The following is a 21,292-nucleotide window of genomic DNA, read 5'->3' on the forward strand; positions in this document are numbered from 1 at the left end:
TCTAGATAAAACTCTCTAATTGATGGTGGACCGTTACTTCCAGTACGCCATTTTTCACCTGAACCACGAGTACATCTGCGCCATTTGGAATCTCATCACCATCAAAGCTTGAAGCTGGTTTGGCAATTCTGCCACTCGTACTATCAATCATCACTTCGCCAAAACCATTGGCTGGTATCGCCGTGATCACGGTCCCAACCCGGCCTTGCAAATCTGATTCTTTATAGACAAGGGATTCCTCTGCAGACGATAACGGTACGAGAACAAAAACATTTAATAAGGTTACTAGAATAAAAGCAGCACCTGCCGAGATGCCCAAAATGAGTAAATAATGCAGTGATGATAGTCTTTCAAATAGGAAGCCGCTTGCAGACATGACGGTCACGAAGGCAAAAATTAAGACTGGGTTTAGAAAATGCAATCCTCCGTCTCCGGCTCCATGAAAATGAAAGACATCGGCGAACAACACATACAAAACGGTTAAAACACCCGAAATGATTAACCCGTACAAATAAATCGTTTCTAAAGGAATGCTAAAAGGTTCCATGCGCATCAATCCTTATTTTTGATTATTGTCACATAAAAAGGAAAGTGAATTGTGGGTTTAAGATTTCAGTAAAATTCAAGCATGATGCATCCTTCCCTTCCTCTGTGTTATGTATGTTAGATTATACGGATAAAAATGAAATAGGTTTCACTTTCTAGATATATTTTATCATTTTCTTCCAATTAAGAACACCTAACAATCTTCGACAAATTTCGAGAAATGCTAGTCGAGATGCCATTTTTGTCTTTTATGGTCAATGGAACGCTATTCCTTTTACCCCTCGAGCTTCTTTTTTCTTTTTTCGGTCAATGGAACACTATTCCTTTTACCGCTCGGGCTCCTTTTTTCCTTTTTCGGTCAATGGAATACCCTTTCTTCAACGGGCTAACTTCTTATTTCCCTTCAACAAAAAAAGTGCCATAGCTTTTGAGCTACAACACCTTACTGAATCATATTCAAAAACTTTCTAGTTCGTTCCTCTATTGGATTAGTAAAAATCTCTTCAGGTTTATTTCTTTCGACGATGACGCCACCGTCCATGAATATGACTTCATCTGCTACTTCGCGGGCAAAGCGCATCTCATGGGTAACTACAATCATCGTCATCCCTTCTTGAGCGAGGTCCTTCATTACTTTTAATACCTCGCCAACAAGCTCGGGGTCGAGGGCTGACGTCGGCTCGTCAAACAACATGACCTCTGGTTCCATCGCTAGCGCCCTGGCAATCCCGACACGCTGCTGCTGCCCGCCTGAAAGCTGGGCAGGATAGTAAGACACTTTGTCTCCAAGGCCAACTTTTTCCAGCAACACTTTAGCTCTTTTCCGAGCGACCTCTTTATCTACACCTTTCACGATCACCGGTCCTTCCATGACGTTCTCAATGGCAGTTTTATGAGGAAAAAGATTATAGTTTTGAAAAACCATTCCGGTCAAACGGCGAAATGATGCGACGGACCTCTTCGGGACGGCTTTAGAAAAATCCAGGCTTTGACCTTCAATTAGAATGACACCTTTCGTAGGCGTTTCCAGTACATTCAAACAGCGGAGCATCGTGGTCTTTCCAGATCCGGATGGACCAATGACAACAACAACATTCCCTTTTTCAACCTGAAGGTCAATTCCTTTTAATACCTCTAATTGGCCAAATTGTTTATATAAACCTTTTATTGAAATCATTGAATAACTCCTTTTTCCCATATTAACGGGGCATAACCCATCTTGTTGGGCTATTAAGACACATAACGTTCCAGCCTTTTTTCCAAAAACCCTTGAATCACGGATAGGAAAAAGCAAATGACCCAATAAATGAGTGCCGCTTCGGAATAGACCAACAAAAATTCATAGTTTGCTGCCGTAATTTCCTGGGCGCGGCGAAACATTTCTGTTACCAGGACGACGGATGCAAGGGAGGTATCTTTAACAAGACTAATAAATGAATTAGATAATGGCGGAAGCGACACTCGTGCAGCTTGCGGTAGGATGATTCTTTTTAACGCTTGGGTATAAGACATTCCAATCGAGTAGCCCGCTTCCCATTGTCCTTTCGGGATGGAAAGAATCGCAGCCCTGATAATTTCGGAGGCATACGCTCCAACGCTTAGGGAAAAACCAATCACAGCAGAAATAAATGGATCAATGGTAAGGCCGATATTCGGAAGCCCATAAAAAATGATAAATAACTGCACTAATAATGGCGTTCCACGAATAGCTGATACATAGATTCTAGCGATGATTTGAAAGAATTTCACCTGCGAAATCCTGGCGATTGCTGTCAGGACAGCTAAAATCAAGCCAATAATAAACGAAATAATCGATAATGGAATTGTATTCATAACAGCCCCCTCCAGCAGCGGCTGGAGGGAAGTTTTGGCAATATCAACTAATCTAGCTGTTCTTTCCGGGTCAGCAAAAATACTATTTAAGTACATCTTCACCAAACCATTTCTCAGAGATTTTTTTGTAGGTACCATCATCAATCATATCTTTTAACGCTTTGTTAACAGCATCCACAAGGGTCGCACTGTTTTTTCTAAACATAAAGCCACTGTGTGAAGCATCAGCTTCTGTTGCCACAATCTTAACTGGGGCATCTGGCTTGTGCTTTTTGTAATCTAAAAAGGCAATTTTATCGTTGATTGTTACATCAACACGCTTAGTAGTGATCAGATCGACTGCTTGGGTAAATCCGTCTACACCAACAAGATTAGCGCCATACTTTTTTGCCATATCAGCATAATTACTTGTCAGTGATTGAGCGGATTTTAAGCCTTTGATGTCTTCAAATGCTTTTACTTTATCGTTGTCCTTAAGTGTGATAAGGACGCCTGCTGAAGTGATATATGGATCAGAGAAATCGTACTTTTCTTGTCGGTCTGGACGAATTCCCACCTGGTTAGCAATCATATCAAAACGATTCGCATCAAGTCCGGCAAACAAAGAATCCCATTGCGTTTCCTTGAATTCAGCTTTCACCCCTAAACGCTTCGCAACCTCTTCGGCAATCTCGACATCAAAGCCAGTTAGTTTTCCGCTGGCATCATGGAATGTAAACGGAGCATATGTACCTTCTGTTCCAATTAATATCTTTCCATCGGCTTTTACAGTTTTCAATAAATCTGCAGACTGATTGGTTACGGATTTCTTGTTATCGTTAGTGGCTTTGTCACCGCTAGTGCCACAAGCTGAAAGAATTAACATAAAGCTCAATAAAAGTGCAAACATGACAGATAATTTTTTCACTCTTTAAACCTCCTAATTCCTATTGATTTTCTTGGATTTAATAATCATATTACATCCCTTCTTTTCTGTCAAAGAAAATAGAATTAAAATTATTTTACCCATTTATATAAATAAAAACCTATCAGAGTATCCTGATAGGTTCAGCAGATAATGTTTAATATTGTTGGATTCTACGCTTTTTCCCTGGCTTGGCAATTCCTCCACGTTCCAACATTATTTCCACCATTTATCAAACAGCGTTGCGGGAAGCTGACGTTTATGTTCGGTGATGAGATACCGCTTTTCAATTTTCTCGGAGACCTCTTGGGAAACAGACATTCCTTCAAGATAATCGTCCAGTTCATCATAGGTAATACCCAATTCGGTTTCATCGGCCTGGCCTGGTTTATGGTCGAGCAGGTCTGCAGTCGGCACCTTTAAATAGAGAGATTCCTCTGCACCAAGCACCTTTAACAAGGCTTTCCCCTGCCTTTTGGTCAGGCCTGTTAATGGAAGGAGATCTGCCCCTCCGTCACCATACTTTGTATAAAATCCTGTAACTGCTTCTGCTGCATGATCTGTACCGACCACAAGCAGCCCTTCCATGCCACCGACGGCATATTGGGCGATCATTCTCATTCTAGCCTTCACATTTCCTTTTTGATAATCGCTTAAACTGTCGACCTGGATGCTTGAATTATATTCCATTTGTACTTCATCAACAGCTGCCTTGATATTAAAAACCAATTCCCGGTCAGCACGGATAAAGTCCAAAGCTCTTTTGGCATCTTCCTCATCCTGTTGAACTCCATAGGGAAGACGAACGGCAATAAACAAAGCCTCGTTTCCCTCACTCCTCAGCTCCTCAACAGCAAGCTGCACCAACCGTCCGGCGAGAGTGGAATCCTGACCACCGCTGATTCCTAACACATACCCCTTTGCCTTTGTTTTCAACAAATAATTTTTCAAAAAGTCAATCCGCTTACGGATTTCCTCTTTCGGGTTGATGTTTGGTGTGACATGTAATTCTTTCATAATCTGTACTTGTAAACTCATCCCATGGGCCTCCCAACTATAATCATTGATATCTGTACTGTATCATAAATGTCTGTCATTCACTAAAATTTATCACGTATTAACGGGTAGGATGACCTCTGACTGAAGTATCACATAATCATCTTATAAAGATCCTTCGAAACCTGATGGATATTTACTCTTTTGTCACGAACATTCAAGAGAATCGCCATGGTGGTTTTATTTTTAAAATAGACATGAAATGATTCCCAGCCGCCTACGATACCACGGCTATAAACTTTGTCATTTGCCACATAGAGGCCTAAACCATACTTTGACTTTGGCCCTGGAGTCAGCATTTCCTTTAAACTATCTTGGGAAACAAGTTTTCCATTCATTAACGCCTGATCGAAAGAGCACAAATCAAGGACAGTAGCATAAATATCGCCACACCCAAAAAGCACATCAGTCTTCAATTGCATAGCCGGAATCAATTGATTTCCGATCTTTAGATAGCCTGTTGAATAATGTGAGTCCGCTTGCTCCTCGGTAATAAAACCCGAATGTCGCATCGAGGCCTTATTAAATATATTCTTTTGAATATATTCATGCAGTGGTACCCCCGAAACCTTTTCGACAATAAACCCTAGGACCAAATAATTGATGTCATTATAATTCCATTGTGTCCCCGCTGGAAATCTAATCGTTTTTGTAGCCAACTTCTGCACTATTTCTACTGGTTTCTTGTTTCCTGTCTGCCAAAGGGGTGCTTGGATTCCAGACGTGTGGTTTAATAAATGGATGATTTTTATCTTCTTCCCATTTGGAAAGTCTGGAATATAAGTTGCAACAGAATCTTGAATCGTTAATTTCCGTTTATCCTGAAGCTGCATAATACTAGCAGCGACGATCAACTTCGTAATGGATGCAATAGGATGGGCGGTTCCTGGTTGATTTTCGATTCGTTGGTTAAAATCTGCAAATCCCACACCCTCATGAAAAATTATTTCCTTCTCCTTTACAATAGCTACACTGCCATTAATATGGTTTGAATTTAAATAGGCTCTTATCTTTCGTTGAAAATTTGTTTCCTCCTGTTTATTTTCATAATAAGCGGAAACATCATGGTTGGGTTGTAGTAAATGTACATGGTTTTGGCAGCCTGCCGTACCGATGAAAATAGAAGTAAACCACAATAATATTTTATATTTCACAGCTAATCCCATCTTCCTCTATTCCATTTGGCGATTCATGGGTTTATTATGGATGAATAAACAGTGATTTACTCCATCTTCGTTGCTTCAAAGAGAATTTTCGTTTTATTTTCCGGTAAACTAGTTATGATATCATTAATAATGGAGATTTATCACTGTATCAAGTTTGATTATATTTTTAATATGAACCACAAATGAGTAACAGATTGTTGGAGGGATTTTGATGGAAGCAAAAACTTGTAATGAATCAAGAGTAGTGAGAACCAGCAGGATTTTTCCTAACGATGTCAATAACCATCATACATTGTTTGGCGGAAAGCTGATGAGTGATGTTGACATGCTTGCCTCTATTTCGGCGACCAGGCATTGCCGGAGGGAGTGTGTCACCGCATCGACTGACTCGGTTGATTTTCTTAGCCCGATTACACCAAAGGATTCCGTCTGTTTCGAATCCTTCGTTACTTGGACCGGCACCTCTTCCATAGAAGTGTTTGTAAAAATTATTGCCGAAAATCTCATTTCTGGTGATCGAAAAATTGCTGCAACTGCTTTTTTGACCTTTGTTGCCCTAGATGACAATGGGAAACCTACTGCAGTCCCTAAGATTATTCCGGAAACGGAAGAGGAAAAAAAGCTTTATGAAACTGGACACGAACGGGCCGAAAAGCGGAAACAGCACAGGAAAAACAGTAAAGAATTGGCGAGTTATTTTACCACGAGTAAACCATGGGAATAAGAAAAGGTTCGCTGAATTAGCGAACCTTTCCCTATTAATTCTGAAGTTTTCTTCTATCTGGAGCATGCGGTGGCTTTAGCATCCAACCGCGCTCCACCATCATCTCAAAGCCCTTGGCGGAATAAAGTAAAATTTCAAGGATGTACTTTTCATAATAAACAGCTAAATCCGTTCGCATTGACAATGACAACGCATGTCCTATTAAAGTAACATCAATGCTGTTCAAGGAGTGGAACAATGTAACAATAAGCCGATTTGAAAACGGTGAGACCGTTGAATCCGTTACATCCAAACTGACACACACGTTCCCTAACAGCTCCTCCCTCATAAGGATATCATTAAAGGTGTTAATTTGTTTTTCAGAAATTTTCTTACCTTCAGCGATATAATCATGAATTTCTTTATCCTTGACTACTTGAAGTAAGCCCATACATAGTAAGATTGAAAAATAATTCCGCTCAGTGTTAAAAAAGACTTCCGTAATTTCAGCTACATTTAACGGTCTTTTTTTCCAAAATCCACTAATATAGGATGGTTTTTCAACATACTCAACTTGATCCGGATAGGGAATCAATGGCGGCCGGTCATAGACTCCCTTCTCAAGCATTAAGGTTGTTGCTTGCTGATATAACATCGTCGTTTGTTGGAGCATCGTCACAAAAAAATCCATCACATCTTTACGGGCTGTATTCACTGTAATAAAACTAGTGTTAACCATGCCCATTCTGCTCATAGAGTAGACAAAGCTTAAACCAAACATATCATAAAATAATGGCGGTGCTGTCAAATTTAAGTCTTTTTCCGAGAACCCATCGGGTATAGGGATACCCTCATCCTTAAAAATACTCGTAATCTGGGCAACATGTCCTTTAGATATCTCATAGGCTTTCTGCAAAATTCCCTTTATTTGTTCATCTTGATTGTGATGCAGGAAATAGGTTAATAAACAAACAGCCATATTCTCCTGAAGGTAGGCAGCCCATAATCCGCCGATTTCCGAACTGGTTAACCTTATGCTATGCCCACCCATTTTGCAGTCCTCCTAAAAAAGTACTTTACGAATAGATTCCCAATCGACAAGCTTTTTTATTCGTCCTTCCCAAGACCTTACCTATTCCTTAGTTGATTCATTACTGGGCCGCCAAGTCATTACACCATCTTCTTCATCAAACTCAATCGTGACATCGACGACGCCTTTTTCTGCCAATATTTTTTCCTCTAATCGGTCTTTAATATCATCGGCCGCTGCTACTGTCATTTTAGGATCTACCTCAATCTCCACTTCAACATGCAGGTCCTCACCCTCTTTAATTACGGTAATTCCTTGAATATCCAAAACATCTGGATCGGCCATAACAAGAGCACCAATCTTATCTTCCATTTCTTCATCAGCTTGTCCAATAACTCCTGCGGCATTGTCCAAAAAGACCTTGCCAACGACAAAAAACATCATGGCACCAATCAGTATCGAGGCGATTCCTTCTAGTTGATGGAACTTCGTGAAATAGGAAATAACCACGGCAATAATCGCTACCAAACCGCCAATCGTTGCCACGAGGTCTTCCATGAAGACAAGCTTCGTTGCCGGTTTCGCTCTTCCTAGATTAGCAAAGCTTTTAACAAACACATTAGGGCCGCTTGCCTCTATTTCGAGATCATGCAATATTTCTTTCATTGCTTTAAAAAGCACTAAGGATTCAAGGATCGTGGAAATCCCTAATACAAGGATATTGATGATAAAACCGTCGGATGCGGTCGGATGGACAACATGATGCCAGCCTTCACGAATCGTTTCAAACGCCATAATACCGACGATTAACACAGCCCCTAAAAGAACAAGGTTAACTAAGCGGCCAAACCCATTTGGGAATTTTTCCGTCGGTGCCTTTTTACTTAAGGCAGAACCGACAAACACAAAAAACTGATTTGCTGCATCGCCAAGACTGTGCATCGTTTCCGCAAACATGGCGACATTGCCTGTATACATAAAGGCCACACCTTTAATAATTGAAATAATCGAATTAATAATTGCGGCGAGCATCGCCGATTTATTGCCGCGTTTTAAAAGCCGTAGTATTTCTCCCATCGTATCCTCTTTTCTGTTATTAAAATAAGCAGTCATTGATATTTTCTAAACTACCCTATTTCTTAAAAATAAGATAAACCCCCGTGCCTGAGAGTCGGGGGTCTGGTCTATTTACAGGTTATTCAGCACCATATTTAACCGGTTTGTTCGTTCACTTTTTTCTTCCTCAGTGGCCAAATCATATTTTTTCAATAAATGAAAGACTTCATTTAAGATTTCCTGTGTATGCTCTTTGGCAAAAAACTGATCAAATAATGGCTTCATTTCCTCTGGAAAAAAGGCTGTCTGCGATTCATATTTACTTTTAACATCTTCCTGTGAATGATTAATCTTACATTCGCTCATGGATACTCCTCCTTGTCTATGTATACCGATAGCATAACAGATTTCAGCTAAAATAAGAAAAGCGCAAGGCGCCCGCCTATCGGCGTATGGACTGGAGCGCTTCGACTGAGATAAAGGAAACACGGTGAGCGGAGCGAACCGATGTTGACTTATCGTAGGAGAAGAGCGAAGTACACTAGCCGATGGCGCCTGGAGCTGGACATTTCTCGAAGTCCAATGTTATCAATTTTTATATTACAAAAAGCCCTAAATGGGCTTTTTGGTTAAACCTTTTTACTCTCTGTTACCTCTAAGACATCCAATAAGAAAACAAATACTGGAATCCCAATAATTAGCCCCCAGACACCAAAGAAATGCTCAGAGAAAATCAACACAATAAACGTATAAAACACAGGCAAATTTGTTTTAGAACTCATCAGATTTGGGTTTAAAATATATGCCTCGATTCCATGAATGATGGCAATCGCAATCGCGATATACAGAACCTTTATCATTCCACCAATACTATAGGCGATAATCACCAGTGGTATTAAGGAAATAATCACACCGGCAACAGGAATCAGTCCCAAAATGAAAATCATAATCGATAAACCGCCCAGCTGTGGGAAGTTCAGTATCCACAAGGAAATCGTTGTTAAAACACAGTTCACAACAGCAATTATTAATTGTGCCTCAATCACTTTACCAAACGTGCTGACGAATTTTTTGGCAAAGAATTCAATTTCAACATAAATTGAAGCAACTTTACTCGTTTTAAATTTCTTCGTGAATTCAATTAAACGTGGTTTTTCCAACAAGAAGAACAGACTTAGTAACAGGGCTAATAATGTTTGCAGCCCAATTTTACTAATATCGGTAAAATATTTTAATAAAAAGGTAAAACCTTGTTCTAAATAACTGGAAATTTTTATTTCTTCAATTCGTTTAACGATATAATTTAACACAGCATTATCATGCTTTGCTGTATAAAAAGTAGTCAGTTGCTTTATCAAAGCGGTAATTTCACCGACAATCATCGGCAAATACATAATCAAGCCATATGAAAGCAGTCCAACAATACATGCATAGGAAATGACGACAATGAGCTTACGGTTCAGAGGTATTTTACCTTCAATGAATTGGACTAACCGGTCCATTAAAAAGGCAAAAATGAACGTCAATAAAATTAAATTAATCATGCTTTTCATCGCATAAATAGCGAGTGCAATGACGACAAAAATGGATATTCTCTTGAAACTACTGCTGTGCAAAAGTTTATTTATCATTGGCAATTATCGAACCCCATCATTTTTACTGTGAATCATCTGTTAATCGTAGATTTATTATATCAAATCGGCACGTATTTTGTCCTTTTAAAAGCTATCTTACACTAAATTGGTAAGGTGTCATGGAGCTGTCGATGGCTTTACATTCAAAGCCCTGTTTACTTAAATAGTCAAGCAACGCAGGCAAGTGGGCAAGTGTTTCCTTTCTTTCGTGTAAAAGGATGACGATTGGTCCATTATGGTTGGCCATTCGATTTAACTGCTCAATGACGCTATTGACATACCGTGCATCTTTATAATACCAGTCTTTACTGTCAATATTCCAATCCCACATTAAATACCCATTATCATTAACTGCTTTGCGATATTCCGCAGACATATGCGGAATGCTGCCGTATGGGGTTCTCATGATATAAGAATCGATACCAGAGATTTCCTTTAATGTATTCCGGTTTTGGGTTAATTCCGAGATAACAGAATCGGCAGATGCATAAAACTTTTTCACATTATGTGATACGCTATGAAGGCCAACCGTCTCTCCGCTTGAAACCATCAATTTTACCGAATTAGGATAACTCCTGATATTCCCGTCAATCATAAAGAATGTTGCCTTGTAATGGTATTTTTCTAGAAGTGCAATGATTTCACCGGAAAATGTTGCGGGGCCATCATCAAATGTTAAATAAACTGTCTTATGGTTTCCCTCTGGTGGTGTATTATTTTGCTCTGGCTGAGTTGCATTGGATTCCTTTGTCGGTGTTTGAGGAGTTCCTGTTTCCTTTGTGACAGGTTGTGCCACTTCAGTCTCAGGAGTAGTAGTTTCTGGCACTTGGTCTTGCTTATTTCTCCAAATTATCTCTTTATCTTGTTGCTTTTGAATCCATTCTTTTTCAAACATTGCATCCTTTGTGTTGCTTACAATCGATTCTGGTGCTGGACCTTTAGCAATCGCCCGATTAATATGTTCATTTTTTGGGTGATTACTAGATTCGCCTACAGCTTTTGCTTGAAAATAATTACTTACAAATATCCCTGCAAACAAGAACCCAATCGCAATAATGACAATTAATGTTCCTCTTCTCCAACCGCCTTTAAGATACCCCATGATTCCTATCCCTCTTTGATGGTTTTTTTTCTTACTTTATTATAGACGAAACTTCGCACGAAATGTTTCTATTCTATTAAAAATATTACAATTCTATTAAAAAATTAGTGAGGATAGTAGAAATATAGCTAAGAATGTCGTCCATTCTATATTTAGCTTTTTTCATGAGTATCTCTAATATCCATAATAACTTAAAAATGGAAATAACGGGTGAAATATAATCATAAATTTACAAAAGAGAGACAGGCAAATTTTGTACGACACTGACATACATATCATTGAACAAGATTTTCCGATAAGGTTGGATTCTTCTGATTATTCGCGATGGAGGTGATTTCGTGTCAGGTGGGCTAAAAGCTCTGCTTTACATTGTATCATTTTTTATTCCTGTTGTTGGAATTATTTTGGGAATTATTTGGATGAATGATCAGGATCTAGAAAAGAAAGCAATCGGGAAAACCTGTTTAATTGTTGGTATTGTCTCTATTGTTCTAAGCTGTATCTGCTGGTTTGCTGCTTCGGTGTTTTCGATTGGGCCAGCGTTTTTGTCGGGGTATTAATTAGAAACGAAGAATAACCCAACTCATTACACCAGGATTGGGTTATTTCTAATAGGAGTGATCATTGTTGATACAAGGAATATTACATTTCTTCGGAAGAGCAATTTGCCACCAAATAGAGGAACGATCACTCCAGGCATCAGGCAATACACTTTCCGTTTGTGCCAGGGATACAGGCATCTATATCGGTATTTTCTCAACGCTGGCTTATCTACATCTGTTTAAACGAAGGTCAAAACTTACAATCCCTTCGATAAAAATAAGCTTCTTTCTTCTATTATGTATGGTACCGTTGATGATTGACGGATTAGGCTCCTATGCACATTGGTTTGAAAGTACGAATGTGAGGAGATTGATAACCGGCATCTGCTTTGGTTTTGTACTTCCTTATTTTCTTTATCCGCTGCTTTCAGATAAGGCTCTCGAGAATATGAGCGAGCCAGCTGTGAAGCATAGCAAGGATGTGATGGTGCCGCTACTTCAAAGCAGTATATTAGCTGGAATAATTTATTGGGGAAAGCTCTCTTATTGGATTATTGATAGTTTAATTATTTTGACTCTGATTGTCTGGTTTAGCTTGTGTAGTTCGTTTCTATTCTCGCAGGTTCGCAACACCCGTTTGAAGTCGGCCTTATCCATTTTTGGCGGTTTAGCGTTTCTTTCTTTCCTTTCCTTGCTACACAGCTTAGTAATTTCATGAGTAGGCTGTTCTTTCCAAGAAAAAAAAAGAGAACAATTTTCGTTAAGCAAACTGATCTCTTAAAAAAATTTATTAGTCTGTATTAATGGCATTTATTAAATCTTTTATTTGTTTTAACTTATGAGGGTTTAGTTGCTGCTCAGATAACTCGATTTCAAATTTTATAATACTCTTTACTGGATGTTTCTCATTAAATGACAGATTAGAGTCTCTTTTTTCACTTTTAACAAAATATTCGACATCCACATTTAATGATTTTGCTATTTTTTCTAATATGTCTAAACTGGGATTCGTTTGAATATCCCTTTCAATTAAACTTAAATATGACTTCGAAATACCTGTCAACTCACTTAACCTTGTTAATGAATACCCTTTTTCAGTCCGCGACCTTTTAAGTTTATTACCATCCATCGTATCTCTCCTTTTGTTCAGACACATCTGTTACCAAATGAAATTTCAGTACCGACAATCCACTATCCATTGTGACTCAAAATTATTAAATATTCATCTCCTAAAAAATCAAGAATAATTATTGTACTGTTATTTAACCACCAAGCCCCTTTGTAACCAACAGAATCACCAAGGGACCTAAAATAACAATAAATAACGAGGGAAAGATAAAGAATACCATTGGAAACAGCATTTTCACCGGTGCCTTCATCGCCTGCTCCCTTGCAGCCTCACGACGCTGTTCACGAACTCGGACTGTCAGATTGCCCAACACCTTTGCCATCCCAATTCCAAGCTGGTCTGCCTGAATTAGCGAGGTGATGATACTTTGAAACGAATCTGAAGGAACACGCTTCCGCAAATCATAAAAGGCCTCTCTTCTCGATTTACCAAGCTTCATATCCTCTAATGTTTGAATAAACTCATCGGCAAGAGGACCTTTAATTTTTTGCGAAACCTCTGCTAACGCCAAATCTAGTCCCATCCCGGCCTCAAGCAAAAGGTTGACGGTATCAAAAAAGTCCGGCATTGATACGTTAATCGCTTTTATTCTTGCTGTTTTCTTTTTTCCAAGATAAAACACTGGAAGTCGGAAACCCAATAACGCCATCGTAAAAATCATCACCCAGGTTAACATTTTGTTATCTGACGCAGGCAAAATAAGCAGAAAGATTGGCACGCTAAATCCAATGCTTAGAACAATTTGGAACAGCCTGAAGTCAATTGCTGACTTAAAAGGGTAGCCTGCATCACGTAGCAGTGTGTCTAACCTTTTTCTTTCCACCTTCGAAACCCGTTTATTTAACGCATCGGTTCCTTTATTCCAGTAAAAATCGATAACCTTCTTTAATCCTCTTTCATTACCTTCATTTAAAGGATCCTCTTTTTGTTTTTTCAGTGGTTCAGCAAAATACATATTTACCCGATCATTGAAGGCAATTTGCCGTTTAAAAACGGTTAACATAATTCCCGCAAACAAGTAAGTCAAAAACCCAGCTAACAAAAATATTAATATCCAATCCAGCATTTTTTACACCTCAATTCGGATGATTTTTCGGATTAATACCCAGCCAATAATATTCGAGGTGACCCCTACAAAAATCATCATCCATCCTAATGGGTGCTGAAACATAGGAGAGAAATATTCCCAGTCTACCAGTGCTAAATATAAAGCTAAAGCGACTGGTAGCAAGGTAATAATCCAAGTTGACATCCTTCCTTGTGCTGTCAAAGTTTTCAATTCTCCTAAAATTCTCACCCTGCCTCTGATGGTTTCTTCCATTGTCTCCAGAAGTTCAGCTAAATTTCCGCCACTTTTCCTTTGGGCAAGGATCGCTTGTACGACTACATCCAGCTCTTTATTCGGCAAGCGTTCAACTAATTCTTCAAAAACATCATCGACAGACACCCCCAAACCTGCCTGTCGAACAACACGTTCAAATTCTGGTCCAAGCGGGTCGGGTATTTCCTTCCCGACAAGCTGCATCGCTTGCATGAAGCTGAAGCCTGCCCTCATCGAATTGGCCATCGTTCCCAATACTTCAATCAACTGATCGTTAACCCTTGCTAACCGAATTCTTCTTTTTCGTTTCATAAAATTTTTCGGTAAGATGAATCCAATGATGATGACAATTGTAATAATATACCAAGGCTGTCCGATTAAGGCCGTAATGATTCCACTACCTGCAGCGGCTAGAATTCTAAGGGCAAAGAACTCCTCTGGCTTTAAATTACTTCTAGCCTCTAACAATATTTTCTCCGTACTTTCACTAAATTGCACATTTTTAAAAATAGTGGCAACGGACAGGAAAAAACGCTTAAAAAAAGAAGGTCTTTCTTCTTGCTCATTTGCCGCTTCCTCCAAATGCGGAGACGGTAAAAATTCTTTAATCCGGTTATTCATCCTTCTCTTATGGGAATATCCACTTAAAAAGAAAAAACTCAAAACACTAACGACACTAAATAAAATGAGCAATTCAATCACTATTTTCATTTTAACCACTCTCCAACAAACCATGAAGCCGGCAATTTGTATCCATTCACTTCAAGCAACTCAGAGAACTTTGGACGAATACCTGTACTCGTAAATCTTCCGTCAATTCGTCCATCATGAGAAAAGCCTGTTTCTTTATAGACATAAAGATCCTGGAGAACGATTGTTTCACCTTCTAAGCCTAACACTTCAGTTATATAAGTGATTTTTCTCGTTCCATCCTTCATCCTTGCTTGGTGAACAATTAAATCGATAGCATTGGCGATTTGCTCGCGGATTGCCTTTACTGGAAGCTCGAAGCCTGCCATTAACACCATTGTTTCCAACCGGGAAAGAATATCTCGAGGAGAGTTAGCATGTCCGGTACTTAAACCTCCGTCGTGTCCAGTATTCATGGCTTGGAGCATATCCAATGCCTCGGAGCCACGAACCTCCCCGACAACAATTCGATCAGGACGCATCCGGAGAGCGTTCCGCACTAAATCTCGTATCGTAATTTGCCCTTTTCCTTCGATATTCGGCGGCCGTGATTCAAGCGCAATGATATGTTCCTGATTAAGCTTAAGCTCGGCAGCATCCTCAATCGTAACAATCCGATCTTCATTTGGAATGAACGATGATAATACATTTAACGTAGAGGTTTTTCCTGAACCTGTTCCCCCGCTAATAAAGATATTGAGTCTGGATTTAACACAAATCTCAAGAAATTCCGCCATATCGTTAGTTAAGGTTCCAAAATGAATTAAATCTTTTATCGAAAACGGGGTTTCGGAGAATTTACGAATCGTTAAACACGGTCCTTTTAATGCAAGTGGAGGAATGATGGCATTCACACGTGAGCCATCTGGCAGACGGGCATCCACCATTGGTGAGCTTTCATCAATACGACGACCTATTGGTGAGACGATTCGCTCGATGACACGCATAACATGCTGGTTATCAATAAAATTCACATTACTCCGATAAATCTTACCATTTTTCTCATAATAAACTTCATCATAATTATTGACCATGACCTCACTTATTAATGGGTTTTCTAGCAATGGGGTAATCGGCCCATAGGCCAGAAGCTCATCCTTTACGTAATGCAAGATTTCTTGCTTTTCTTCAAACGTAAGCCTCCTGCCCTCTTGGTCAAAAAACGCTGCTCCCAATTCCTCTATTTTGCTTTTTTCCGCTTCTTTGTTCTGTCCTGGATATTTTTTCAATTCTTCTAATAAGTGATTGTGAAGCTCGGCTTCAAGATTCCAAAATTCCTGAGACTTTTTCGGAACAGGGAACTCTTGTATATCGTTGGTGGGAGTATCCGTTGCTCCTTCTATATAGCGTTTAAATAATGACATTTTCCTCCCCGCCTCACTTTCCTACCTGAAACCATTTTTTATCTTTCTTCATCTCCGTTGTCTCTTCACTTTTTTGAACAAAAAGCTTCTCAGATAGCTTCCAAACTGCCTTCCCGAGATGGCTCCGTGAGTTCGAGAGCATAAATGGCTGCCCTGCTTTGATGGAGGATGATGCCACATTTGCTTGTTCTGGCAAGGTGCAATAGACATCTACTCCAAGAATTTCCTCGATTTTTTTTTGATCAAGTTCTTGGCTTTTTATTTGTCGGTTCAAAATTAGTTTTACTTTATCCTTTAACTTAATAGACTCTAAAGTTTCTAGATAGAGCTGGCTTAACCTAAGGACTGATATTTCATTAACTGTGAGTAGCAAAATCTCATCTGCCAAATCCAGGAATCGCAGATGAATCTCAGATAGATATACCTGCATATCAATTAAGACAATGTCAAATAATTTCTTAGCCTCTTCGATTGCCTCTTTGATATGTTTTTCTGATATGCCTTCAAAGAATTCCGGGCGGGGCGGAGCGGCAAGAACAGATACTTCTCCATCAACAAGGGTCATATATTGGCTGATGGAATAATTGGCGTGCCCATATCCTTCCTTTACCCACTCATAAATCGTTCTCTTTGGTTTCATATTATAGTAGATAGCCACTTCGCCAAATTGGAGATTACCATCAATAACAGCGACCTTCTTCCCCATTCTGGCGAATGCCACTGCGAGGTTAACCGTTAACAGCGTCCTGCCCACACCGCCCTTTGGACTAGTAACGGCAATAACCCTACTATTCTCTTTAACTCGATTGAGAACATTATGTTCCATACTTGCCCGGTGCTGCATGAATTTCTTCGCATGAGCAACAGCTTCAGAAAGCTCTTCAAGATGATAAGAAGATCGTAGAGTATCAGATGCCCCCATCAGCATCGCCTTTTTTAAATTTTCCATGTTATCAGCAACAATTAATACAATATAAACCTGTGGATAAAGCGCGGAGATTTCTTGGCACAGATTATAGACGTTAAACAGCGTATGCGCTTTTAAAAATAACACCGTCTGATTATTCCCAGGTAATAGAGAGTGCAACCTGTTAATCTCATTCGTTGAAGTTAAATGAAATTGCTGTTTTTCTAAATAATTTTTAATTTCTCCGGGAGGAAAATTCGTATCTGAAAAATAAACCCAGTTTATGTTCATTTCTTCTCAGCAGCCCCCTCTTTGATTACCTCTCTTGTTTGCTTTAACCCAGCTTTTCCGGTTTCTTTATCATCTGAATTTCTAAGCATTAGGTAGAACCCATCTTTATCTTTGGATGCGAGACCAAGCATGACTCCTTCTTCCGGCGTAACTTCTAATGTAACTGTTTCATAGAGAAGTGCCGCTTCTTTGTTGTCAGATGATTTACCTGAGGTTAGCACCTTCACTTTTTCAAGAACAATTACCGCAGATTTATACTCTTTTCCAGTCTTATCCTCTTTCGTCGTTTCATAAGCAATCACATCAACCAACGAATTCGGGGCAATATACCCAGAAACACCTTGCTCTAAATTAACTCTAAGCGAAATAGCCCGTTTCCCTTTGCTGAGATCGACAATTGGATTGATGAACTCTCTTACAAGTGCTTTTTCTTTTTCAGCCTGTTTCTCTTTTTCGATTTCCTCAGGAGACTTTTTATTCTTAGTTTTTGCATTGTTCTCGGTAATCGTCGCACTTGCAGGGGTGGAAGGTTTTTCTTTTGCAAAAATAGTTATGTAGGCAAAACCTGCTACCACCAATCCCAATATTAATGAAATAATCCAGATTTTTTTTGTATTCATAGTTCCCTCCAACATTTCCATCAAAACATGCGTTTACTCAACAAGCTTGACGCCGTATAAGCTATATTCAGATCCTGTACCGTTACCGATTTCCCCAGGTGAAGTCATACGAATAAATTGTCCATATAGCGTTTTGTTTTCATACTTTTCAATCCAATAAGCTGCAAATTCAATAATTTTCACTTCGCTTTTACCAGTTACTTCCTTACCATTAATATCTTTCCATTCTTCAATGACGGCTACAGTTATAACTCTTTTACATTGATTATCTGCAGTGCTCGCACTTTGACAATGAGGCTTATTGGCATCACTATCTATTAAATATTCAATAGCATCCCTTACCTGACCAACACTTCCCCCAGGGTCTGTAAAAGCTGTTTTCCCAGCTTCGTAGGTCGCTCCATTTTCAAATGCATCTCTAAGATTGCCACTAGATTTAAGATATCCACAGTTGCCTGTAAGTGTCCCTGGATTTGTTTCTCCACAATTCAATACGGTATCATTTGGAATTTTACTTTTTTCGATTACAATAGGAGCAATCCCACTCGCTTTTGACAACGGAGCTATTTTTGCTTTTGCTGTTGCGCTAATTGTTGTGTTATTTATCCCAATTACTTTTGCAAAAGTCATAGGAACGCTTACTTGTTTAGTCGCTTTTATTGAATTACTTGTAAAGGTAAGTTCACTCTCGGATACTTTAAAACCATTTTTTTCAGAAACATCTTTTGCAATTTCTCTGGCCCTGGCTTCACTGGTACGTAACCCTTGCGCACCTGCTAGAACTGAAGAATCTAAAGCCTTTTGCAGTTTGCTTTTCTCCGTAAATAATCTCCCACCATCAATTACTACAGCTGTAAAACCAAGTAATACCACCATAAATATGGCAACGTATGCTAATACTCCACCACTTTCATCACGAAATTTCACAATTAATTTTTTCATATTATTCAACCCTCATAACCGTGGTATCTTTCAAATTTAATGGACCTACTATGTTACCTATCATTGGTGTAAGAAAAGTTATTGGATAATGAATCGTTATTTTTGCATTCGTTCCTGATGATCCGGTAGAAACAGTTACATTTGTAGTTTTTAGACCTATACTCGCTCCTTGATCCACAGCTATATTTGTAATTGTAGCTGCATCTTTACCTATACTTGCTGCCCGGGCCGCTTCTCTTCCCGCATGGTCAATTGTTAAATAGGCATGGAAAATCCGTGCAAAGTCCATTATTCCAAGTAGAAGGAATACTAGTACCGGAACGATAAGTGCAAACTCAACCAAGGATTGTCCTTTTTCCGATTTCATAAAAAACTCCCCCAAACAAAAGTACATAATGTACCTGCAACAATTGCTACTCCGTAAGGAAATGATATGCTTGAACTTTTATCTTTATTAATTAATATAGTTCCGAAATTGCCCCTTAAGAAAATAATTTGAAAAAAGTACAATCTTAAGGAATTTTTGATTCCATTTTTTTTCATAATCAAGACAACAGAGATTAATCCCCCAATTAGAGCTATATAAACAAATGAATATAAAACAAAACTCGTTCCCATTAAAGCACCGATTGCCGCCATAAGCTTAACATCACCAGCCCCCATTCCTCCTAATAAATAAGGAATCAGCAAAAGCGATAATCCCAGTAAAAAGCCCTTCCCGCTAAAAAGAAAGCCTTCTAAACCTTGATAAGTTGTATAATAAATAAATCCAAATAGAATTGCTGGTATTGTTACTATGTTTAATATTTTCCTCTTTTTAATATCTGTTATTAATGAAATCAGTAATGCTGTTATGAGTACAAAGTTACTTATCATACCTCTACCTCTCTTGTCTAATAGAAGGAAAGCCCTACTTGTAATAAGCAGGGCCCCTAATACAAAGAATTCAAATAATTAAAGAGCGGAGTTTAGTGCAGTACTAATCTTTGTCCATAAAGTTTCTAGTGAGTCACTTAATGTTACTACTGCAGCAACAGCAATTACTACAACTCCAGCTAAAATTAATCCATATTCTGATAGTCCTTGTCCTTCTTCTTCAACTAATAGATTCTTCATTTTTTCTAACATTTTTTCTCCTCCTACAAAACTATTTTATTTTCGCTTCGTTCTTTATTCAGAACTTGTATTAAATATAAAACGAACAATGAAATTTGAAAACGTTCATTTCTGTTCGTTTTAACGGATTTTTACGTATTATTATCCTTTTTCCTCCATTTTACTCCTTTTATCTTAGTTTTTTGTTCTTTATATAAAATTTTTTGTTTATTATAATGAATCTATTAATAGATAGTTGGAAGGAGTTTTTTTATGAAGGAAAAAACGATTACTATTCCTTATGAAATTAAGATGGCAGATTCTTTTGTTACACGATTAAAAGGGTTGATGTTTCGAAGGGAGCCAATTAAGAATGAGGGACTTTGGATCATCCCATGTAATTCAGTGCATATGTTTTTTATGAATTTCTCAATCGATGTTGTTCTTTTAAACAAACAAAACGAGGTTGTAAAGGTATATCATAATTTGCAGCCTTGGAGAGCGACGAAACCAGTAAAGTCTGCATACTCCACTCTAGAACTTCCAGCAGGATCGATTAATCAGTTTGGAATTCATATTGGAAGTATTATTCATTGCTGAAAAAGGGAATAATGTTATTCAAGCAAAGTTTATTAAAGAATTATTACCAGGTGAAATCGGGGATGTTAAAACAAAATATGGAACCTATGCATCCGCACTAGTTATATAAAATCATAACATGTAAAAAAACGGAAAAGGGGTGAACTCCAAAGGATTACTTTGGTGTTCACCCCTTTTTTCATTATTAGTAACAAATTATTATTTTAAAAATATGTTCACCATTTGTACATACCAATTGAGAGTATTTGGCAATATGATGTAGATGAGGAAATCTAAAGAAAGTGAGTATGGACTATGAATAAAGAGATGAGATTGCAAATGATTTCAAGACTTATCTCTGATCATGAGATAAAAACGCAGGAAGAGTTGGGGCAATGGCTTCATACTAGTGGCTTACAAGTAACACAGGCGACCATCTCTAGAGACATCCGCGAATTGAAGCTGATCAAGGTCCCTTCCAAGGATGGCCGCCTGAAGTATAGTTTTAAAATCGACCAGGACCATTATATTTCTGAAAAGCTTAGGCATAAGTTGAGAGATGCGCTTATCGGCATGGAGGTCATTAACTACTTTGTTATCATTAAGACGCTACCTGGACATGCACATGCTTTTGGTGCTCTTTTGGATTCAATGGAGATAAGTGGGAAAGCAGGAACCATTTGCGGCAACGATACGTGCTTAATTATTTGCCGTTCCCCTGAAGAAGCTGTCAGCATCAAGCAGCAAATAGCTTTATATCAAGAGTAAGTTCAAGAATGATC

Annotated in this window: 27 protein-coding genes; 6 read left to right on the forward strand and 21 right to left on the reverse strand. The window is 38.7% G+C overall.

From position 1 onward, the window contains the following. Position 1 precedes the first annotated feature (1 nt). The 6 genes from M5A78_RS08045 to M5A78_RS08070 form a co-directional block, all read right to left on the reverse strand. On the reverse strand, positions 2 to 547 hold the full coding sequence (locus M5A78_RS08045) for an NfeD family protein (protein ID WP_248734769.1): 546 nt from the start codon (positions 545 to 547) through the stop codon (positions 2 to 4). A gap of 441 nt (positions 548 to 988) precedes the next feature. Beyond that, the gene (locus M5A78_RS08050; protein WP_248734770.1) at positions 989 to 1,723 is read right to left on the reverse strand and encodes an amino acid ABC transporter ATP-binding protein; all 735 of its coding nucleotides are present in this window, start codon (positions 1,721 to 1,723) and stop codon (positions 989 to 991) included. Positions 1,724 to 1,776: 53 nt separating this feature from the next. Next, positions 1,777 to 2,475, reverse strand: coding sequence for an amino acid ABC transporter permease (locus M5A78_RS08055; RefSeq protein ID WP_248734771.1), 699 nt, complete (start codon positions 2,473 to 2,475; stop codon positions 1,777 to 1,779). Further along, entirely contained in the window at positions 2,462 to 3,286 is an 825-nt protein-coding gene (locus tag M5A78_RS08060; protein WP_319942265.1) for an amino acid ABC transporter substrate-binding protein, read from the reverse strand. The genes M5A78_RS08055 and M5A78_RS08060 overlap by 14 nt, the downstream gene beginning before the upstream one ends. Before the next feature lie 213 nt (positions 3,287 to 3,499). After that, a complete protein-coding gene (nadE, locus tag M5A78_RS08065; protein WP_248734772.1) occupies positions 3,500 to 4,321 on the reverse strand; it encodes an ammonia-dependent NAD(+) synthetase in 822 nt (273 codons plus the stop codon). Positions 4,322 to 4,431: 110 nt separating this feature from the next. Then, positions 4,432 to 5,493 (reverse strand): serine hydrolase domain-containing protein, encoded by a 1,062-nt coding sequence (locus M5A78_RS08070; RefSeq protein ID WP_248734773.1) that lies wholly within the window; start codon positions 5,491 to 5,493, stop codon positions 4,432 to 4,434. Between the two features lie 223 nt (positions 5,494 to 5,716). Between M5A78_RS08070 and M5A78_RS08075 the strand changes: the two genes are divergently transcribed. Next, on the forward strand, positions 5,717 to 6,229 hold the full coding sequence (locus tag M5A78_RS08075; protein WP_248734774.1) for an acyl-CoA thioesterase: 513 nt from the start codon (positions 5,717 to 5,719) through the stop codon (positions 6,227 to 6,229). Positions 6,230 to 6,263: 34 nt separating this feature from the next. Here the strand turns inward: M5A78_RS08075 and M5A78_RS08080 are convergent, their stop codons facing one another. From M5A78_RS08080 to M5A78_RS08100, 5 genes are all read right to left on the reverse strand, one after another. Continuing rightward, positions 6,264 to 7,259, reverse strand: coding sequence for a DUF3231 family protein (locus tag M5A78_RS08080; RefSeq protein ID WP_248734775.1), 996 nt, complete (start codon positions 7,257 to 7,259; stop codon positions 6,264 to 6,266). An 81-nt stretch (positions 7,260 to 7,340) separates the two neighbouring features. Next, the gene (locus M5A78_RS08085; protein WP_248734776.1) at positions 7,341 to 8,315 is read right to left on the reverse strand and encodes a cation diffusion facilitator family transporter; all 975 of its coding nucleotides are present in this window, start codon (positions 8,313 to 8,315) and stop codon (positions 7,341 to 7,343) included. A 111-nt stretch (positions 8,316 to 8,426) separates the two neighbouring features. Continuing rightward, on the reverse strand, positions 8,427 to 8,660 hold the full coding sequence (locus M5A78_RS08090) for a group-specific protein (RefSeq protein ID WP_248734777.1): 234 nt from the start codon (positions 8,658 to 8,660) through the stop codon (positions 8,427 to 8,429). A 263-nt stretch (positions 8,661 to 8,923) separates the two neighbouring features. Then, positions 8,924 to 9,925, reverse strand: a complete 1,002-nt coding sequence (locus M5A78_RS08095; protein WP_248734824.1) for an AI-2E family transporter — start codon at positions 9,923 to 9,925, stop codon at positions 8,924 to 8,926. 94 nt (positions 9,926 to 10,019) lie between these two features. Next, entirely contained in the window at positions 10,020 to 11,030 is a 1,011-nt protein-coding gene (locus M5A78_RS08100; RefSeq protein WP_248734778.1) for a polysaccharide deacetylase family protein, read from the reverse strand. 338 nt (positions 11,031 to 11,368) lie between these two features. Here M5A78_RS08100 and M5A78_RS08105 point away from each other — a divergent pair, with 338 nt between their 5' ends. Further along, positions 11,369 to 11,590 (forward strand): hypothetical protein, encoded by a 222-nt coding sequence (locus M5A78_RS08105; RefSeq protein WP_248734779.1) that lies wholly within the window; start codon positions 11,369 to 11,371, stop codon positions 11,588 to 11,590. A gap of 67 nt (positions 11,591 to 11,657) precedes the next feature. Next, positions 11,658 to 12,290, forward strand: coding sequence for a DUF2085 domain-containing protein (locus tag M5A78_RS08110; protein WP_248734780.1), 633 nt, complete (start codon positions 11,658 to 11,660; stop codon positions 12,288 to 12,290). A 72-nt stretch (positions 12,291 to 12,362) separates the two neighbouring features. Here M5A78_RS08110 and M5A78_RS08115 read toward each other — a convergent pair whose 3' ends face one another. The 10 genes from M5A78_RS08115 to M5A78_RS08160 form a co-directional block, all read right to left on the reverse strand. After that, a complete protein-coding gene (locus M5A78_RS08115; RefSeq protein WP_248734781.1) occupies positions 12,363 to 12,701 on the reverse strand; it encodes a helix-turn-helix domain-containing protein in 339 nt (112 codons plus the stop codon). A 133-nt stretch (positions 12,702 to 12,834) separates the two neighbouring features. Continuing rightward, complete coding sequence (locus M5A78_RS08120; protein WP_248734782.1) at positions 12,835 to 13,767, reverse strand: type II secretion system F family protein; 933 nt, start codon at positions 13,765 to 13,767, stop codon at positions 12,835 to 12,837. A gap of 3 nt (positions 13,768 to 13,770) precedes the next feature. Beyond that, positions 13,771 to 14,733 (reverse strand): type II secretion system F family protein, encoded by a 963-nt coding sequence (locus M5A78_RS08125; protein ID WP_248734783.1) that lies wholly within the window; start codon positions 14,731 to 14,733, stop codon positions 13,771 to 13,773. Next, on the reverse strand, positions 14,730 to 16,076 hold the full coding sequence (locus M5A78_RS08130; protein WP_248734784.1) for a CpaF family protein: 1,347 nt from the start codon (positions 16,074 to 16,076) through the stop codon (positions 14,730 to 14,732). The genes M5A78_RS08125 and M5A78_RS08130 overlap by 4 nt, the downstream gene beginning before the upstream one ends. A gap of 13 nt (positions 16,077 to 16,089) precedes the next feature. After that, entirely contained in the window at positions 16,090 to 17,274 is a 1,185-nt protein-coding gene (locus tag M5A78_RS08135) for an AAA family ATPase (protein ID WP_248734785.1), read from the reverse strand. Further along, positions 17,271 to 17,894, reverse strand: a complete 624-nt coding sequence (gene cpaB / locus M5A78_RS08140) for a Flp pilus assembly protein CpaB (RefSeq protein ID WP_248734786.1) — start codon at positions 17,892 to 17,894, stop codon at positions 17,271 to 17,273. The genes M5A78_RS08135 and cpaB overlap by 4 nt, the downstream gene beginning before the upstream one ends. Before the next feature lie 33 nt (positions 17,895 to 17,927). After that, the gene (locus M5A78_RS08145; RefSeq protein ID WP_248734787.1) at positions 17,928 to 18,836 is read right to left on the reverse strand and encodes a Tad domain-containing protein; all 909 of its coding nucleotides are present in this window, start codon (positions 18,834 to 18,836) and stop codon (positions 17,928 to 17,930) included. A 1-nt stretch (position 18,837) separates the two neighbouring features. Next, entirely contained in the window at positions 18,838 to 19,203 is a 366-nt protein-coding gene (locus M5A78_RS08150; protein ID WP_248734788.1) for a TadE/TadG family type IV pilus assembly protein, read from the reverse strand. Continuing rightward, positions 19,200 to 19,712 carry an A24 family peptidase gene (locus tag M5A78_RS08155; RefSeq protein WP_248734789.1) on the reverse strand — a complete coding sequence of 171 codons (513 nt, stop codon included), beginning with the start codon at positions 19,710 to 19,712 and terminating at the stop codon, positions 19,200 to 19,202. The genes M5A78_RS08150 and M5A78_RS08155 overlap by 4 nt, the downstream gene beginning before the upstream one ends. A 78-nt stretch (positions 19,713 to 19,790) precedes the next feature. Continuing rightward, on the reverse strand, positions 19,791 to 19,964 hold the full coding sequence (locus M5A78_RS08160; RefSeq protein WP_248734790.1) for a Flp family type IVb pilin: 174 nt from the start codon (positions 19,962 to 19,964) through the stop codon (positions 19,791 to 19,793). 240 nt (positions 19,965 to 20,204) lie between these two features. On the opposite strand from M5A78_RS08160, the gene M5A78_RS08165 reads away from it, so the two are divergent. From M5A78_RS08165 to argR, 3 genes are all read left to right on the forward strand, one after another. Then, complete coding sequence (locus M5A78_RS08165; protein ID WP_248734791.1) at positions 20,205 to 20,531, forward strand: DUF192 domain-containing protein; 327 nt, start codon at positions 20,205 to 20,207, stop codon at positions 20,529 to 20,531. Next, positions 20,509 to 20,640: a hypothetical protein gene (locus tag M5A78_RS24705; RefSeq protein WP_264760445.1), complete on the forward strand. Its 132-nt coding sequence runs from the start codon at positions 20,509 to 20,511 to the stop codon at positions 20,638 to 20,640. The genes M5A78_RS08165 and M5A78_RS24705 overlap by 23 nt, the downstream gene beginning before the upstream one ends. Positions 20,641 to 20,825: 185 nt before the next feature. After that, positions 20,826 to 21,278 (forward strand): arginine repressor, encoded by a 453-nt coding sequence (gene argR, locus M5A78_RS08170; protein WP_248734792.1) that lies wholly within the window; start codon positions 20,826 to 20,828, stop codon positions 21,276 to 21,278. Positions 21,279 to 21,292: the final 14 nt, after the last annotated feature.

Source organism: Neobacillus rhizosphaerae, from assembly GCF_937468385.1.
GTDB classification, from domain to species: domain Bacteria; phylum Bacillota; class Bacilli; order Bacillales; family Cytobacillaceae; genus Neobacillus; species Neobacillus rhizosphaerae.

Coding starts and splice junctions, on each gene's coding strand:
- M5A78_RS08160 (WP_248734790.1), bottom strand. CDS start 19,964: ATGTTAGAAAAAATGAAGAATCTATTAGTTGAAGAAGAAGGACAAGGA.
- M5A78_RS08075 (WP_248734774.1), top strand. CDS start 5,717: ATGGAAGCAAAAACTTGTAATGAATCAAGAGTAGTGAGAACCAGCAGG.
- M5A78_RS08130 (WP_248734784.1), bottom strand. CDS start 16,076: ATGTCATTATTTAAACGCTATATAGAAGGAGCAACGGATACTCCCACC.
- M5A78_RS08125 (WP_248734783.1), bottom strand. CDS start 14,733: ATGAAAATAGTGATTGAATTGCTCATTTTATTTAGTGTCGTTAGTGTT.
- M5A78_RS08115 (WP_248734781.1), bottom strand. CDS start 12,701: ATGGATGGTAATAAACTTAAAAGGTCGCGGACTGAAAAAGGGTATTCA.
- M5A78_RS08165 (WP_248734791.1), top strand. CDS start 20,205: ATGAAGGAAAAAACGATTACTATTCCTTATGAAATTAAGATGGCAGAT.
- M5A78_RS08150 (WP_248734788.1), bottom strand. CDS start 19,203: ATGAAATCGGAAAAAGGACAATCCTTGGTTGAGTTTGCACTTATCGTT.
- M5A78_RS08145 (WP_248734787.1), bottom strand. CDS start 18,836: ATGAAAAAATTAATTGTGAAATTTCGTGATGAAAGTGGTGGAGTATTA.
- argR (WP_248734792.1), top strand. CDS start 20,826: ATGAATAAAGAGATGAGATTGCAAATGATTTCAAGACTTATCTCTGAT.
- M5A78_RS08120 (WP_248734782.1), bottom strand. CDS start 13,767: ATGCTGGATTGGATATTAATATTTTTGTTAGCTGGGTTTTTGACTTAC.
- M5A78_RS08095 (WP_248734824.1), bottom strand. CDS start 9,925: ATGATAAATAAACTTTTGCACAGCAGTAGTTTCAAGAGAATATCCATT.
- M5A78_RS08085 (WP_248734776.1), bottom strand. CDS start 8,315: ATGGGAGAAATACTACGGCTTTTAAAACGCGGCAATAAATCGGCGATG.
- nadE (WP_248734772.1), bottom strand. CDS start 4,321: ATGAGTTTACAAGTACAGATTATGAAAGAATTACATGTCACACCAAAC.
- M5A78_RS08050 (WP_248734770.1), bottom strand. CDS start 1,723: ATGATTTCAATAAAAGGTTTATATAAACAATTTGGCCAATTAGAGGTA.
- M5A78_RS08090 (WP_248734777.1), bottom strand. CDS start 8,660: ATGAGCGAATGTAAGATTAATCATTCACAGGAAGATGTTAAAAGTAAA.
- cpaB (WP_248734786.1), bottom strand. CDS start 17,894: ATGAATACAAAAAAAATCTGGATTATTTCATTAATATTGGGATTGGTG.
- M5A78_RS08135 (WP_248734785.1), bottom strand. CDS start 17,274: ATGAACATAAACTGGGTTTATTTTTCAGATACGAATTTTCCTCCCGGA.
- M5A78_RS08080 (WP_248734775.1), bottom strand. CDS start 7,259: ATGGGTGGGCATAGCATAAGGTTAACCAGTTCGGAAATCGGCGGATTA.
- M5A78_RS08055 (WP_248734771.1), bottom strand. CDS start 2,475: ATGTACTTAAATAGTATTTTTGCTGACCCGGAAAGAACAGCTAGATTA.
- M5A78_RS08100 (WP_248734778.1), bottom strand. CDS start 11,030: ATGGGGTATCTTAAAGGCGGTTGGAGAAGAGGAACATTAATTGTCATT.
- M5A78_RS08045 (WP_248734769.1), bottom strand. CDS start 547: ATGGAACCTTTTAGCATTCCTTTAGAAACGATTTATTTGTACGGGTTA.
- M5A78_RS08155 (WP_248734789.1), bottom strand. CDS start 19,712: ATGATAAGTAACTTTGTACTCATAACAGCATTACTGATTTCATTAATA.